Raw genomic sequence first — 13,724 nt, forward strand, 5'->3', positions numbered from 1 at the left:
TTTAAAATTCGCCGAACTCCCGCGTCGCGGTGCTTGGCCGGTCGTCGCGGCCGTTGTTTGGGGTGGGGGGCGCGGTGCGCTCCCGGCCGCCCCCCCACGGCCGCAGCAGCCCCTGCCGTGCACACCCAGGCGCAGGCGCCCACCAATTGGTGCTTCGGCAACAACGACTGGCGCTGCTCCGACCACGGAGGGTTCCGCTTCAACCACCCGGGGTTCTGCTTCAATCACCCGGGGTTCTGCTTCGACAACCGCTTCGACGTGACGGCCCGACCGAGCAGCTGACGGCCCCGAGACGGCCCCAGCACAGCATCAGCCCCCCCTCGCCGGAGAACCCGTTGGTGGGGGGCTGATCAGTGCGTGATACCTCTGTCTACCGCACGTCCACGTAGTCCCCGGCGGTCTTGACCGTTGCGGTCGTGCTGGTGCCCGAGAAGTAGTAGCGCCAGTAGCCGTCGCCGGCAGCTGTCGCGGTGGTCTTCAGGTTGCCGGTGCTGTTGGTGTACACGGTTTTGACCGTCGCGTAGGTGTCCGTTCCCGCCTTGCGGAACTGCAGCTTGACCGGCTGATCGGTGTAGGCACGGTAGTCGTGGGTTTCCCAGTTGGCGCGGGTCAGTTTGCCGGTGACGGTGATGGTCTTGCCCTTGGCGACCGGCTCCGGTGAAGCGTTGACGCTGAGCTTCGAGTAGCGCTGGATGTTCGTGTACTTGTAGGTATCCAGGGAGATGCCGCCGTTGCCCTTGTCGTAGGCGTCGACGCCGACCCTCCACTGCCCGGCCCAAGAGTTCTTCTGCAGGTCGCGGGGGTTGAGGGTGAAGGGGACGACGCAGGTCTTCGTCGTGGCGTCGACGGCTGTGCACGTAGGACGGCCGAACGGCACCGTCATGTCCGTGTCTTCTTCCTTGGGACCGCCGTGCCACACGAACACGCGGGCCGTTTCGATGCCGTCCGGATCGGTGGCGGTCACCGAAGCCGAGAAGGTGACCTTGTTGGAGATGCCGACCACGATGGGCTTGCCGCCGTTGACCGTGGCGCTGGTGATCGTTGTGTCGCCGCCCCACGACTCGTCGGCCTGAGCAGTTGGAGCGCTTGCGACGGCGAGTGCCAGGGCGCCGGACAGAGCGGCACCTATGGCGATTGAGCGCATGTAGTCCCCAGGAAAATCAGGCCTGCCGGTCGAGCCCCCGCCGCAGGCAGCACGATGGATGGGAGGGAGCGTACTGTGTTCACGCCGACTTGGCTGATTGTCCACCTGCACGTCAGTCGTCACACCCGGCGTGACCGGCATCGCGGAGGACCGGACCACCTGCACGACGCCCCGGGGCGCACCGCGGACCGCAAGCTCACAAGGGCCTAGCCTCCAGGGAGGCAGGTCCCGAGACACGATCGTGCCTCCCGCCCGCGCCGTACGTGCAGGTGGGAGGCATGATCGCGAAGATTACTTCTTCCTGCCCCGGGTCTTGCCGGAGGTCTTGGTGACCTGCGTTTTCGCTGCTCAGGGACGATGGACTCGGCGAAGGCCTGGTCCACGCCGTACACGGCAAGGGCGTCTTCGTCCGCCCCCGGCCCCGGCGGTGTCCACGCCCGCCTCGAAGAGCTGGGCCACCGCCTTGACCACTTCGAAGAGGAGATCCGCGCCCGGATGCCCTCACCCTCCGAGGTCAAGACGCTCTGCCTTGCGGTCGGCGTGCCCGTGATCCACCTGATCCCGACTGCCTTCGATACCGAGGGACGGGCTGTGGAGGTCTGCGACACGGTCATGGCGGCGGATGCCCACGTACTGGCGTACCAGCTTCCGGCGACCTGATCGCATGATGGGCGGGAGTGCGTTGCTAGGCGGTGGGCTGATCCGTGGCTTCAACGGCTGGGGCGGCGAACATCGCGCCGATGTTGTTCCACGTGAAGCCGTCCTGCCATTCCGGCTTGTCGGCCGCCCAGTCGAGGAGGGCCTGACGGGCCTTGTCCTGGGAGACGGTCAGGGTTTGGTAGTGCTCTGCGGCGACGCCGTCCCGGTACTCCAGTTGGTAGGTGTTGTTGTCGCGGAACAGCACCTGGATGTACCAGTCGCCCTTCCGGTCCTCGTCCTGCCGCTCAAGGATCAGGTGGTCGCCCTGTCCCAGGTTCGCGAGCATCGTGCCTATCGCCGGCTTGGAGGGGCGCTTCACCACGTGCCCCCGAACGTTCATCGCAATCAGCATGGGCAGAGCATGGCGGAAGGGTCTGACAGTGGTGGTTCTCGGGAAGCCTCCGTGGCTGTCCTGCTTGGGCCGTGCAGTCGTTCTTCTGAACTCGTACGCCCCAGCATGCTTGGTCGTGTAGACGAGCAAATGGTGAGTGAGCTGTGTGCACCATCCGTGTGGAGGACACCGCCGCCACGATCCTGCTGGCCGAGCCTCCTGAGTCGAAGGCTCGCGAGGGCCCGGTGGCCGAGACGCAAGACGGACCAGGAACGCGTGCTGCTCGCGGAGACGCCGGTGAGGGCCTCGGTCGGCGCCGGATCTTGGCACGGAGTTTTCGCTCGGCCAGGGGCCCGGCCTGACCAGCGCGGCAGGCAGGGAACCTCACGCCGAAGGGCGCGCGGATGCGTACGTGACTGAATCTCCAACTGGATCTACACAGCGAAGGCGCAACTGCGGCACAGGTGAGTTCGGTTGATGCGGAGTTGTCCGGGTCGGAGCAGACGTGACGGCAGCTGCCGGTTTCAATGTGCAGCACTACTTGTAGAGAGGCTGCCCTCAATTCGTGTGTATGTATGCACGGATGAGTGGCCGACCGTTTCAACTGCCTTGCTGGGAGCAAGGACCGACTGGATGCCGGGCGTGCTCCGTGATTTGATCCTTCGCGCCGCAGGGATCGTGCCAAGGCGCCCGGAAGGGATGGCGCGGGCTGCGGTCGCGGCCGACCTTCTGTCCCCAGCTTGGCCGCTCCCCCTTGTGGAACATCCATATGAAGGGCAGTTTCATGATGAACTCCGCTCCCCAGGTTCAGACCCTTGAAATCTCCGACGCCGAGCTCGACACCGTCTCCGGTGGCCTGAGCCCGCAGGTCGGTATCACCGCCGGCCCTACGGCGATCAGCAGCTCGGACCTCGCGGCTCAGGTCGGCGCGGTCAAGGACGAGGTCCTGGACACCGTCGGCCAGTACCACCAGGTGGGACTCACCGTCTCCTTCTGATCGCCGGATCGTGGGACTCCCTCGTCGGGTGATCGCTGATGGCCTGACCGGCAGCCTGACCGCTGATCGGTAGCCACAGCAACGAGCCCCCTACCCGTGGGTCTCCACAGGCAGGGGGCTTGATCGTCAGGGGTTTCCGGTTGGTCGTCTGTGGTCACTGCTGAGCGGCCTCGGACGGCCCAGACATCGGCCCGTCGGCCCGACCGCGACCTACGAGCTGATGGGCATTTCCGTGCTCGTCGGCGTACTTAGGTCCGTAGCTTCTTCAGGCGGCTATGGAAAGCGGAAAGCGTGGTGGCGGTCCTCGACCTGTCGCTGCCACACGCCACCGTGTCTCGGCGACATGGTCTGGAAGGGCGGGGAAGAGGCTCCCGCCCCGGAGACGTGGCATCCGCGCGGCATTAGTGACACGCGTATGGCACACCCCCGAACACGACGCAGGGCCAGCTCAGGAGGAAACCCTCCTGAGCTGGCCCTCATCGCTGTGCCCCCGGCAGGATTCGAACCTGCGACACCCGCTTTAGGAGTTCGATCACCGCCCGCCCCTGGGGCCGTCGACGGCTGGTCCGGCGGTCGCCCGGGGGCGCTGCTGTATGCCGCCGTCCGGCCTCGTTGATGTCAGAGTTGGATGTCAGCGAAACAGCTCCGGAACTGGGCAGACCTCCAGCGGATCGTCCGGCCGGTCCGCCCATTGCCACCACGTATGCCGGTCCGTGCACCGCCACACCGTCCGGCAGGTCCGTCGGCCGTCATCGTCCCGCCCGGCGAGCACCAGGCCGCCCGACCTCAGGGGCTGGTTGCACTCGGGGCAGGGCGGAGCATCGTCGGCCATACGGAGAACCCTAGACAGGGCTACCGGTTGATCGGGATCTCATAGACGATCTCGCAGTGAGCTGCGGGCACCACGATGTCCGCCGTCTCCACGGGCCGCCCGTCGTCGCTGTAGTACGTCCGCCGGATGTGCGTCACGAGCGCGGCCTTCTGGATACCCAGTAGCGATGCCTCCTCGGCGCTCGCCTGCCTCGGCTCCGGCTGCTCCACGGCATGGCTGACCGCGACCCCGATCGCCGCCATGCGGTTCACGACCCCGGCGCCCGCGTGGGGCCCACCTTCGGGCAGTACGACGAGAGTGCCGGCCGTGAGGTCGTACGGCTCCCAACTCGTCGACAACTGCACTGGCCTGCCGTCCGCCAGGAACTCGTACGTCGTCCGGACACACAACTCGCCCTCGGCGATTCCGAGTCGCGCCGCGATCTCCGTCGGCGCCGGTACCTTGGCGTCCGTCCGGCTCTCCCAATCCCCCTGCCTGCCCACGGCCTTCATGTCGGCCCGGAACGGCGATCCGCTGGGCTGCTCGCGGGCGGATGACCGGACGACCCGGACCCGTTGCCGCGGCTCGGCGACGTACGTGCCCGATCCGGCCCGCCCCTCCAGCACGCCCTGAGAGATCAGCAACTCCTGCGCCCGGCGGACGACGTTCTCGCCCACGCCGTACTCCTGGCCGATCTGGGCGCGGGAGGGCAGACGGTCGTCCGGCTCCCATACGTGCTCCGCGATGCGCTGCCGAAGCTCGTCGGCGATGCGGAGATAGGGCGGCTGCTCAGGCATATGGAAAATCTAGTCCACTAGCTCTAATCTAGTTAACTAGCTTCACTCAAAGTGATCGCCGGTGACGGAGGCTGCCCTGTGCCCGCTTCGGGAGTTAGCGCGGCGGCCATCGCCGCCCGGCTGTCCGCTCTCGGGCTCCTCACGCGAGTGGAGGAACACCCCCGACACACCTTGGTGGAAGCGGAGATACCGGAATCAGTCACCGCCGAGACATGGCGGGAAGTCCTGGACGTGGTGGCGGAGGCCGATCGGTTCGGGCTCCTCGCCACCAGCTTGAACGGCCGCACCCTGTGGGCGGTCGTACGCAAAACGGTCCCCACGACGGGCGATGTCGGGGGACCGGGCCATCAGCGATAGGAGCTGAACAGCGTGCTCAACCGTATCCGCCGCGCCGTCTCCCTCAGCAGAGCGCGACGCTTCCCGAAGGGCAGGCACCGCCGCCCCTTAACGCCAGCTCGGCCGCCGGCCGCTTCCGCCTCTACCGCGTCGGCCGACGCGTCGACCGTCGTTCTGGGGCGGCCTTCCGCGGGCTCGGACCATCGACACCCGCTCAGGGGCGAGGACACCGCGCTCGTCCGCCCGTACCTGCTGGCCTGGGAGGCGCGCGTACGGGCACGCTCGGTGGTGGTCGCTCCCCATGTGCCGACCGATGCTTGGTCGCCACTCGCGGGGGTTTGCTGATGCCTCCTCGCCAACAGCCTCGTATCGCGGACACCCCCGCCGCCCTCTACCGATCGACCGCCTGCCGCATTGGCACTCATCCCTCCTGCGCGGAGTCCTCCCCTGCTTCGCCGTCGGTCGACCTGCCGGTGATCTACGAAGCGTGCAACTGCCTGTGCCACACGGCGCGTGACCAGTCCGCGCCTGCGGAGGTGGCAGGGTGAGCGAACGGATCCCCGGTGGCGTTCTGATCTCCAACATCGAGGTCACCTCGGCCACTGTGCAGCGCGGCGACATCATCCAACTCGGTGGCTGCGCCTGCCAGGTGAGAGACCTCTTCCAACTCCCTCACGGAGCCAAACAACTCGTCTTCGAGTCAGGCGAGTCGCTGACCATACACAGGCGCACCCGGCTCGTCGTCGCGCGAACGCTGAGAAGGCGGTGACCGGAGTCGTGCCGTCTCGCCACCACGACATCGCCGAGGACCTCCGGCGCCAGATCACGACCGGTCGCATCCAGCCCGGCGAGCGTCTTCCGTCCGAAGCCGTCCTGGCCGACCGGTACAAGGTCAGCACGGTGACTCTGAGGAACGCCCTCGCGGTGCTCCAAGGGGAAGGCATCGTCGAGAAGATCCACGGCAAGGGCAACTTCGTCCGCCGCCCCGTGCGCAAGATCATGTACGTCGGCGGTTGGGGCACGCTGGACCCCTGGACCGCCGCCGCTGCGCCCCTACGCGTCACCATTCGCAGCGCGACAGTGCGGGCTCACGGGCATCTGACGACCTTGCTGAAGGTGCCCACGGGCAGCCCCCTTGCCGAGTTCACCTGCGTCAGCCTCGAAGGAGACGCACCGCACGGGCTGGCCCGCATCTACATCCCGCGTGACCTCGTACCGGCCGGGGTCCTCGACGACGAGTCCACCTGCCGGGAGACGGTCACGAGATTCGCCGTACTGGGCCCGTCGCCGGCCGCCGTGAGGGAGACGGTGTGCGCCCGTCAGCCGACGCCGGACGAAGCTTCGGCCCTCCGTATCGGCTCCGCTCCGCCCGTCCTCGCGATCACACGAGTTGCGACCGACCCCACCGGTCGAGTCGTCGAAGCCGCACTACTGGCGTTCCCAGGGGATCGCGTCGACGCGGTCTTCACCACCCACCACATGACCGACGAGAGGCAGACGCAAGGATGACGGCACGGAACGAACTGCGGCTTCTGCCATGGTCGGGGCCGGAGGGCAAGCCCTGCTACCTGAGCACCGACGACCCGGACGGCTCCATGTCCCGCCTGGCGGACAACATCGAGGCAGTCCAACTCGGCACGGCGGCCGAGCTGCTGGAACGAGCCTCCGAAGCCCTCGACGACCAGGACACGAACCCGGACGACATGCGGCGCCTGGCGAAAGAACTGACCGGCGCTCTGCGAGACGTCCTCCGCGTCGCGACGAGCCGCGGCCATCTCCTGGCGGTGAGCGAACTGCAGGGCGAGTGAAAAGGAGTGGGTGAAAGGGCGCTTGACGACAACGGTCGTCCTGGCGGGGAGGGGAGCCTGAGCACCAACCTGGGCTTTCCTCCCCGTCGCGTTATGCCGGCCCTAGCCGATACACCGCGCATCGATGCGGGGAGGAATCTCTCTGCGACCGCCTGAGCCTCAGCCGCCGACAGCCAGCCACGGCGTCGGGTCAGTCGACCGCGCAGGCGCGCGTGTGCCTCGCTGTACCCCCACCGGCCTCAGCCATGTTGCTCGGTGACGTTCGTCAGAGTCTGCCGCGACGGCGGAAGCGTGGCGGTAGGGGTTGGACAATGACTTCTTCGTCCCGAAGCAACTTGGGTGGGGGCTCTGCCTTGGGTTGGTGTGCCGCTCAGCTGCGCTGATGGTCTGTGGGCGTCCGCGCTCGTTCGCGGCTGTTCGGCGGCGTCGTCACGCAGTTAGACACTCATCAGCGCATGCTCTGTTCACGACTCTTCGGCCTCGTCGGAGCGTGCACTGTCTGCGTGCTCGCCTCTGGCAGGCAAATCCCGATGGAGCTGGTCAGAGAGGTCGGCATTTCGCGCCTTCGAGGCCGACTCCTTCCTCCGGGCATCGATGAGGACTGCGGTGATCTTCGCTCCGCTGGCGTCTGAAGCGATTTTTGCGGCCTTCTCCACCTTCTCGCGGACGCGGGGACTAAGTTCCTCATCCGTGTAGGCAACGGCTACGTAGAAGCCTCTCTTCACCTCTTCTGCTACCTGATATTGAGGGAGTTGCGCTAGAACCCCGTCCCAAAACTTGTGACTCCGAACGAGCTTAATCTCAACAAGTGCACGCGCCGACCAGCCTCGAGAAAACTTAAAGTCAACCGGACCCCGCCCGGCATCAGACTCCCCGCTTAGGTCGATATCATTGGCTCGGCAGTAGTGAATCACCGAGCTTCGGAAGAGGGCTTGCGAGATACGCTCTTCGCGGCCGCTCTTTTCGCCCCAAAGGATTTGCCACCCATCTTGGTCCTCAATGCTGTGTCTAAAACATTCGACCGTGGTTTCAATGAACCTCTCGAAGTCAGTCTCGCCCTGAGGTACGAAGGTGAGGGGAGACTTTTCCGCCATCGAGGCACCGGCCTCGTACCAGTGGACAAGCATGTCGGGATCGTCATCCAGCGGATACGGAGGCTTTGGCTGGTCCTCCAAGTCCTTCAGGTATAGAGCGGCCACGTCGGGGTTTTCGCGTGCCAACTTGGCCTTCTGCCGACGTTCGACGTTGCGGGCGATGTCGAACGTTAGATCTCCACGCAACTCGTCTGACATCGTCGACCACGCCCATGTCCAGAAACCATCCGGCGTTGCTACTGGTATCCTTCTGAGGAATTTGCTGGGCGTCAGGAGAAGCGGTCTGCGGATGAATGGATTGACGGGGAGGTCACACTCCTTGGTAACCCACCGGCAATGGTCCTTGCTCCAGTAGGCGTTGGCCACCTCGAATTTCTGCATTGGTACGCGGTGGCGTCGGCATATCTCCTGCGTGTAGGAGATAAAGTAACTCTTGAGGATGTTGCACGTCATGTCGCTCAGTCGATCTACACCCATGCCGCCTTGGAAGAGATTGAGCATCTCCATGTGGGCAATCCGGCTCATTCCCAAGCCAGTTGCGACCTTCACCCCTTCAAGCATTTCTTGCTGCAGTCCGGCGCCGGATCCGATACCCATCGGGGATCCTTCGGCCACCCCGAGGCAAAATTCAAATGGCTCTGGGAATAGCAGGAGCTTCTTTGCCTGGCGCCATGAGACAGAGGAGGTGTTCCCTTTCGACCGCTTAACCAGATCGAATACCATCTCGAAGAAATCGATTAGGTGATCGTGTGCGGTTGCCCAGTGCCCTTCGGTCTGTTCCCATATCAGGAAAGGGTCGACAAAGAGCTTGGTGTCGGCTGGCATGAAGGTGTCATACCAATCGTCCCCAGGTGTGGTCGGAATGTTGTAGTGCTCGCTGAACCGCATGTAGCCCCCTAGTCCCGTGCGGGCGATTGTGGCAGCCCAACAGCTTTGCGGGTAGGGGGCGTTGTCGGGGCGCACATACTGAGGTCGACAGAGCCTCAACGGGCGAGTCAAGACCTGTCTTCTTGCCCGGGACTTGTCGGGGATCTTGGTGGCCTGCGTATTCCCTGTTCAGGAGCGGCGGGTTCGTGCGCCTGGTGGTCGTCGTTGGTCGTCCTTGGCCAGTGTCGAGCGACCTCGGACGGCCCAGACAGCCGACCGGCTCAGACCTCACTCATGCGGTACGGCTCAGGCAACGGCAACAACGGCATGTCGAGCACGTGCCCCAACAGCGCTCGTGCAACGGCGTCGCGTTCCCAGTCCGGTTGGCCCGGCCTCATCGAAAGGATCACACCGTCTCGGGTGACCATGGCAGCACCCGTGAAGCTTGGGTCGGTGATCGAAGACTCATCCAGCGTGACGTCCAGCTCCGCGAGAAGCTCGGGCAGAGGGGCGCCGAGTAGGCGTTGAGGACTCAGCACCAACTGGGCGTAGCCCGTTGGCAGCTTTGACGTCTGCACTTGGTCGAACCTCGTCACGGACCTATCTCCTTAGCCGACCTTTGATGGGTCGCCAGAGTGCCGCCATAGGGCCGAGGCTGGTGCGACGCCACGCTGAACGGTCTCCCCGTCACAGTGAGGACAGAGACACCAGTGCGAGACCCAAGCGGAGCACATCAGCGTGGGAAGCCGCGAGCATTTGGGGCCAGCTCGGGCGCTTAGCTGGGCGAACGGCACTGCCGTGGCCTCCTCGGGTGGGGCAGCGTCCACCGTGGGTCCCCGCTGGTCCCTTTTCGGTCTGGTGCGCTTGTGGTGCGGGCCACGCGTCGTCAGGGGTCATGTTTGCGGTGCGCCGTTGTCACTGCTCATGGCTAGGGTCTCAGACGCGCGGCCGGCTTCCGAGGTGTCCAGCTCTGTAGAGCAGTTGCATCCCCGGCTTTGTCTGGGGGCGGCCCCGGGTACGACCCGGGACCTAACCAACAGTCGGGCTTCGTCGATGGCTAAGGAGAGACCTGTCAGCGCCGGCCGCGCACCGAGTACGGGACTGGCGCGGGACCAGGCGCACGCTTTCCAACTGAGGTGGTGCAGCTTGGGGCTTCGAACGGGGCCGTTCACCTGCGTTCATGGGCGGCCGGTCGAGGTAGCGGCTACTGGCTCCGCTCTCGTCTGAACGGCCATGAATGGTGCTGAATGAGCCGGAAACTGAGATGGATAGTCGGGCCGGGCTCGCCAGCATCCTTCGTGTCGAAGGGGGAGCCATGACACTAGGTCAGAAGGGCGCACGGCGTATCGTTGTCGTCGGTTCGGCCTACTGCTGGCGGCTGCGACGCAGGCCGACCTATTGCCAGGGCCTGACCTGGTCACCGTGCACGTTCGCGGTCGAACACGCGGACACTCCAGGGACAACGCTCGTGGTCACTACCAACCAGCCGCATCCGAGCAACTGGCTCGGCCGCGAAGCCAAGGCCATACTGCCATCCGTCGTTGCCAAGGCCATTCAGCTTGCCCTTCGACAGGGGTGGACACCGACGGCTCCGGGCTCCGCGTTCCACCTAGACCAGTCCGCCAGCTTCATGCGCTCGCCCTGAACGGCGAATGCGGGGAAGAGTTGGTGCCTGCGCCTTAAGCCCACGCCAGTCAGCCACGACGGCGGGTTGGCCAACTGGGCTGGCGCGTGTGTGCCTCGCTGCACCACAGGTGAGCTGAGCTACGTTGCCAAGGTGCTCGTTGCCAAGAGCAAGCCGCGACGGCCGGAGCGGGGCGGCGGCTCGGAGCCGTATGTACACCCTTGAGGCTGACGGTCATCCTGCTGATGCTGTTATTCAACGTCTCTCCTGTATACGCTACGTGCTCAGACGTCGGGTGGGACCGACTGGGGGGAGACAAAAAGAAAGCGATGAGCCGCCGTCCATTCTTTAAATACCTTGATGAAGCCTGGAATCGTCTATTTTACGGTCGAGGGCGCTCAGAGATACCGGACATCATTAATTGGGCAGACATCAATGCATCTTGGCCCGATGTGCGGAAGAATATAGTGTCCGCGCTTCGGAGTGGAAAAGTCGGCCCTGACTATGTAGAGGTATTGGACCTACCGAAAAATGCCGTAGCGGTCCGCCCCATCGCCCGACTTTCGGCGCACGATCGCCTCATTTACGACACCTTGGTTTTTTCCATCGCCGAGCTGGTTGAGTCGCAACTTCACGATAGCGTTTATAGTGCAAGGTGGGGGGAGGACGGAAAGTCTTTTTGGTCACCCGTGAATTCTTGGGTGTCGATGCAGAAGAAGGGGGTGGAAATGATCTCCAAGACCCCCTTTCAGTTGGCGCGAACCGATGTCGTCTCATTTTACGAGCACATCGATATCGACACTCTGGCGATTGACATTCAATCGACTGGTGCCTCTCCTGGGATAGCGGAGAGGCTTATTACGTATCTTCGCATGTTCCAGTCGTCCAGTCACGCATGGGGCGTTCCGCAGGGCCCCGACTCTTCTGCAATTCTGGCCAACCTCTACCTGCTCCCCGTTGATGAGTTCGTCCACAGGTCGAATTTTAAGTATCTTCGTTATTCAGATGACATGATGATCTTCGATACAGAGATGGAGGCACTGCGGAACGCCCTGCTGGAAGTAAATGCGATTCTCCGATCGCGGCGTCTTTCAATGTCGATGACCAAGACCAGTATTTATGATGAAGCGCGTGCACTCTCCCAACTGGAGAGCCTTGAAAAGGATGCAATAAATTATGGGATCAAGATCGGAGAGGTAGGGTCGGAAGAGCGGCTTTATAAGCTATTTCTAGAAGCTACGGAAGGGGATCAAATAGATCGCGATGTGAAATTTGCGCTATATCGAATGGGTAACCTGAAGGATGACCGCGCGCTTCCATGGACTCTCCGGCACCTCAAGGAAAGTCATCACTTGGCGCCCGAACTGACTAAGTACCTACAGTGCTTTCCTGACAGGCTGCCTGCTGTCACCAGGGCCTATGTGTCAACAATGCAGCGGGTTGCCGATCACAAGTATGACAGCCTCGAGCAGCGGATTCTCCAGGCAGCCACACGCCAAATGGTCAAGTCACCTGAAATTCGGGACATGGCTTGGGCGATATTGCAGAACAAGCACAAATCGAACTTGCCTCGGGAGTTCGCGGCACGATACCTGGGAAGAGTGAGCACTATCGCTGATGGGCAACTTCTGCGTCGAGAATATGAGAATGAATCGAATGTTAACGTGAGGCGGTCTCTTTTGGTGGCAATGTATGAGGCTAATTCAATTTCCCGCCCGCTTTTGGAGAGGCTGGCGCAATCTGATTCACCACTGACTTGGATCAGTCGCTATCTACTCGATGATCCGTTGGTGCCACTACCTCGCTAGGAGGAACCTTTGCTACGACTTGTCATTTACGGAATATTGGCCATCTCAACTGGTGTGGCAAGCTTTTTCATCACAAACTCAACAGTGGTGAATATGACAGCTGGCCTCAGCGTAGGCCTGTTTGTGCCAGTTGTTGACGAGATTGCGCAGAATTGGGGGAATCTTCGAAACCTATGGTACTCGGTCCGGTACCGTAACCGCTCCATTAGAGTATCGACGTCTTACCTGTTCAAGATCTATATTGATGGCAAGTATCTTTTGATTCGCGGTTCTCGCTACCGGAATCAGTTCCAGCCCGTGGGAGGGGTGCATAAGGTCTCACCGCAAGGTAATGCGACTCTGTCTGCTATGGGAGTCACTGACGATGACCTTATTCCTCTAGACTCCGTCAGCTACCGCGATCTGAGGGTGCGGGTTCCTGGGAAAAAGATATTTCAATTCTTTCAGTGGTTTGATTCAAGGCAAGGGCGTGAAGACTCTCCGTGGCGCGAATTTCAGGAAGAGTTGCTCGCGACCGATATCTTGCCTCAAGCGGATTTTCCTCACATCATGCACAACTATCTCAGGAGGGAGGTTGATTCTGTCCGCTATAGTGAATGGGCAGAAGCGCTGGAAATCCTAGTTGCTGATGTCTATGAACTTGTCCCAAATCAAAAGCAAGAAGACGCGCTAAGGCAATTGGCTGCGTCTGGACATCCCGATATCGTGTGGGTTTCCTCGCAGCAGATAAAGCGGCGTGGTGCTGTTACTGGACAACCTCAGACCATCGAGATTTCTGCTCACAGTCGGCGGATCTTGTAACGGCATGGTGTGTGCGGCACGGGCGCCGGCCGGGCTGGAGCGGGACGGAGGCAGGAGCGCAGGCCCGGCCGGGGGCTGGGCCGCGCGCGGGGAGCGGAGCGAGCCGCCTTGATGATGGAGAGAAGGTTTTATCCCGCTGGGATGAGGCGCTTGCCGTCGTGGCTGCGGACGTGGGGGCCGTTGCTGTCCAGGGCGTCGAGGAGTCTGACCGCGTAGACCTCGGACATGCGGTCGCTGACCTCGTCGGGGGTGAGCCAGGAGACGGCGGTGGATTCGCTTGAGGTGCGTTCGGTGCCGCCGGATGGCTTGCAGCGGAAGACCAGGGCGACGATGCCTCGGGTGGTGTTCTTGTAGACCCCGGTGAGTTCGTCGATCTCGACGTGGATGCCGGTCTCCTCCAGGACCTCGCGGGCGACGCCGGCTTCGGGGGTTTCGTTGAGTTCGAGGATGCCGCCGGGGAGCTCCCAGGTGCCATTGTCGGCTCGGCGGATCGCCAGGAGGCGGCCGTCCTCGCGCACCACTGCTCCGGCTACGGACACGGAGTGCAGGGGGGAGGGTGTCGCTTCCTGTGGTTGACTCATGTAGAGGAGCATAGGAGGCAGAGAAG

The 13,724-nt window shown here is 63.1% G+C and carries 13 protein-coding genes and 1 pseudogene; 8 read left to right on the forward strand and 6 right to left on the reverse strand.

What is annotated here, in order from left to right:
• Positions 1 to 370: 370 nt before the first annotated feature.
• Positions 371 to 1,144, reverse strand: coding sequence for a calcium-binding protein (locus tag ACFWPS_RS34665; protein ID WP_383712568.1), 774 nt, complete (start codon positions 1,142 to 1,144; stop codon positions 371 to 373).
• Positions 1,145 to 1,558: 414 nt separating this feature from the next.
• On the opposite strand from ACFWPS_RS34665, the pseudogene ACFWPS_RS34670 reads away from it, so the two are divergent.
• A pseudogene (locus ACFWPS_RS34670) lies at positions 1,559 to 1,804 on the forward strand (UTRA domain-containing protein); the annotation flags it as partial.
• Between the two features lie 25 nt (positions 1,805 to 1,829).
• On the opposite strand, the gene ACFWPS_RS34675 reads toward ACFWPS_RS34670, so the two are convergent.
• Positions 1,830 to 2,195, reverse strand: a complete 366-nt coding sequence (locus ACFWPS_RS34675; RefSeq protein WP_383712571.1) for a hypothetical protein — start codon at positions 2,193 to 2,195, stop codon at positions 1,830 to 1,832.
• A gap of 766 nt (positions 2,196 to 2,961) precedes the next feature.
• On the opposite strand from ACFWPS_RS34675, the gene ACFWPS_RS34680 reads away from it, so the two are divergent.
• Complete coding sequence (locus tag ACFWPS_RS34680) at positions 2,962 to 3,171, forward strand: hypothetical protein (RefSeq protein WP_383712649.1); 210 nt, start codon at positions 2,962 to 2,964, stop codon at positions 3,169 to 3,171.
• A gap of 852 nt (positions 3,172 to 4,023) precedes the next feature.
• Here ACFWPS_RS34680 and ACFWPS_RS34685 read toward each other — a convergent pair.
• Positions 4,024 to 4,779: a GntR family transcriptional regulator gene (locus ACFWPS_RS34685; RefSeq protein ID WP_383712573.1), complete on the reverse strand. Its 756-nt coding sequence runs from the start codon at positions 4,777 to 4,779 to the stop codon at positions 4,024 to 4,026.
• A gap of 78 nt (positions 4,780 to 4,857) precedes the next feature.
• Between ACFWPS_RS34685 and ACFWPS_RS34690 the strand changes: the two genes are divergently transcribed.
• The 4 genes from ACFWPS_RS34690 (at position 4,858) to ACFWPS_RS34705 (ending at position 6,923) form a co-directional block, all read left to right on the forward strand.
• Positions 4,858 to 5,136 carry a hypothetical protein gene (locus ACFWPS_RS34690; protein ID WP_383712576.1) on the forward strand — a complete coding sequence of 93 codons (279 nt, stop codon included), beginning with the start codon at positions 4,858 to 4,860 and terminating at the stop codon, positions 5,134 to 5,136.
• A 523-nt stretch (positions 5,137 to 5,659) separates the two neighbouring features.
• Complete coding sequence (locus ACFWPS_RS34695) at positions 5,660 to 5,884, forward strand: hypothetical protein (protein WP_383712579.1); 225 nt, start codon at positions 5,660 to 5,662, stop codon at positions 5,882 to 5,884.
• Positions 5,881 to 6,624, forward strand: coding sequence for a GntR family transcriptional regulator (locus ACFWPS_RS34700; RefSeq protein ID WP_383712582.1), 744 nt, complete (start codon positions 5,881 to 5,883; stop codon positions 6,622 to 6,624). The genes ACFWPS_RS34695 and ACFWPS_RS34700 overlap by 4 nt, the downstream gene beginning before the upstream one ends.
• Positions 6,621 to 6,923, forward strand: coding sequence for a hypothetical protein (locus tag ACFWPS_RS34705; RefSeq protein WP_383712585.1), 303 nt, complete (start codon positions 6,621 to 6,623; stop codon positions 6,921 to 6,923). The genes ACFWPS_RS34700 and ACFWPS_RS34705 overlap by 4 nt, the downstream gene beginning before the upstream one ends.
• Before the next feature lie 464 nt (positions 6,924 to 7,387).
• Here the strand turns inward: ACFWPS_RS34705 and ACFWPS_RS34710 are convergent, their stop codons facing one another.
• Both ACFWPS_RS34710 and ACFWPS_RS34715 read right to left on the reverse strand, forming a co-directional pair.
• Complete coding sequence (locus ACFWPS_RS34710) at positions 7,388 to 8,905, reverse strand: hypothetical protein (RefSeq protein WP_383712587.1); 1,518 nt, start codon at positions 8,903 to 8,905, stop codon at positions 7,388 to 7,390.
• Between the two features lie 260 nt (positions 8,906 to 9,165).
• A complete protein-coding gene (locus ACFWPS_RS34715; protein WP_383712589.1) occupies positions 9,166 to 9,480 on the reverse strand; it encodes a hypothetical protein in 315 nt (104 codons plus the stop codon).
• 1,357 nt (positions 9,481 to 10,837) lie between these two features.
• Between ACFWPS_RS34715 and ACFWPS_RS34720 the strand changes: the two genes are divergently transcribed.
• Both ACFWPS_RS34720 and ACFWPS_RS34725 read left to right on the forward strand, forming a co-directional pair.
• Positions 10,838 to 12,316, forward strand: coding sequence for an RNA-directed DNA polymerase (locus ACFWPS_RS34720; protein WP_383712592.1), 1,479 nt, complete (start codon positions 10,838 to 10,840; stop codon positions 12,314 to 12,316).
• Between the two features lie 93 nt (positions 12,317 to 12,409).
• Positions 12,410 to 13,117 carry a hypothetical protein gene (locus tag ACFWPS_RS34725; protein WP_383712594.1) on the forward strand — a complete coding sequence of 236 codons (708 nt, stop codon included), beginning with the start codon at positions 12,410 to 12,412 and terminating at the stop codon, positions 13,115 to 13,117.
• A 128-nt stretch (positions 13,118 to 13,245) separates the two neighbouring features.
• Here the strand turns inward: ACFWPS_RS34725 and ACFWPS_RS34730 are convergent, their stop codons facing one another.
• Positions 13,246 to 13,710 carry an NUDIX hydrolase gene (locus tag ACFWPS_RS34730; protein ID WP_383712597.1) on the reverse strand — a complete coding sequence of 155 codons (465 nt, stop codon included), beginning with the start codon at positions 13,708 to 13,710 and terminating at the stop codon, positions 13,246 to 13,248.
• Positions 13,711 to 13,724: the final 14 nt, after the last annotated feature.

Origin of the sequence: Streptomyces sp. NPDC058457, from assembly GCF_042720695.1 — a bacterium.
Classification (GTDB): Bacteria; Actinomycetota; Actinomycetes; order Streptomycetales; family Streptomycetaceae; genus Streptomyces.

Bases quoted from the DNA above. Each gene is read 5' to 3' on its own strand.
- ACFWPS_RS34665 (WP_383712568.1), bottom strand. From the start codon at position 1,144: ATGCGCTCAATCGCCATAGGTGCCGCTCTGTCCGGCGCCCTGGCACTC.
- ACFWPS_RS34675 (WP_383712571.1), bottom strand. From the start codon at position 2,195: ATGCTGATTGCGATGAACGTTCGGGGGCACGTGGTGAAGCGCCCCTCC.
- ACFWPS_RS34680 (WP_383712649.1), top strand. From the start codon at position 2,962: ATGAACTCCGCTCCCCAGGTTCAGACCCTTGAAATCTCCGACGCCGAG.
- ACFWPS_RS34685 (WP_383712573.1), bottom strand. From the start codon at position 4,779: ATGCCTGAGCAGCCGCCCTATCTCCGCATCGCCGACGAGCTTCGGCAG.
- ACFWPS_RS34705 (WP_383712585.1), top strand. From the start codon at position 6,621: ATGACGGCACGGAACGAACTGCGGCTTCTGCCATGGTCGGGGCCGGAG.
- ACFWPS_RS34710 (WP_383712587.1), bottom strand. From the start codon at position 8,905: ATGCGGTTCAGCGAGCACTACAACATTCCGACCACACCTGGGGACGAT.
- ACFWPS_RS34720 (WP_383712592.1), top strand. From the start codon at position 10,838: ATGAGCCGCCGTCCATTCTTTAAATACCTTGATGAAGCCTGGAATCGT.
- ACFWPS_RS34725 (WP_383712594.1), top strand. From the start codon at position 12,410: ATGACAGCTGGCCTCAGCGTAGGCCTGTTTGTGCCAGTTGTTGACGAG.
- ACFWPS_RS34730 (WP_383712597.1), bottom strand. From the start codon at position 13,710: ATGCTCCTCTACATGAGTCAACCACAGGAAGCGACACCCTCCCCCCTG.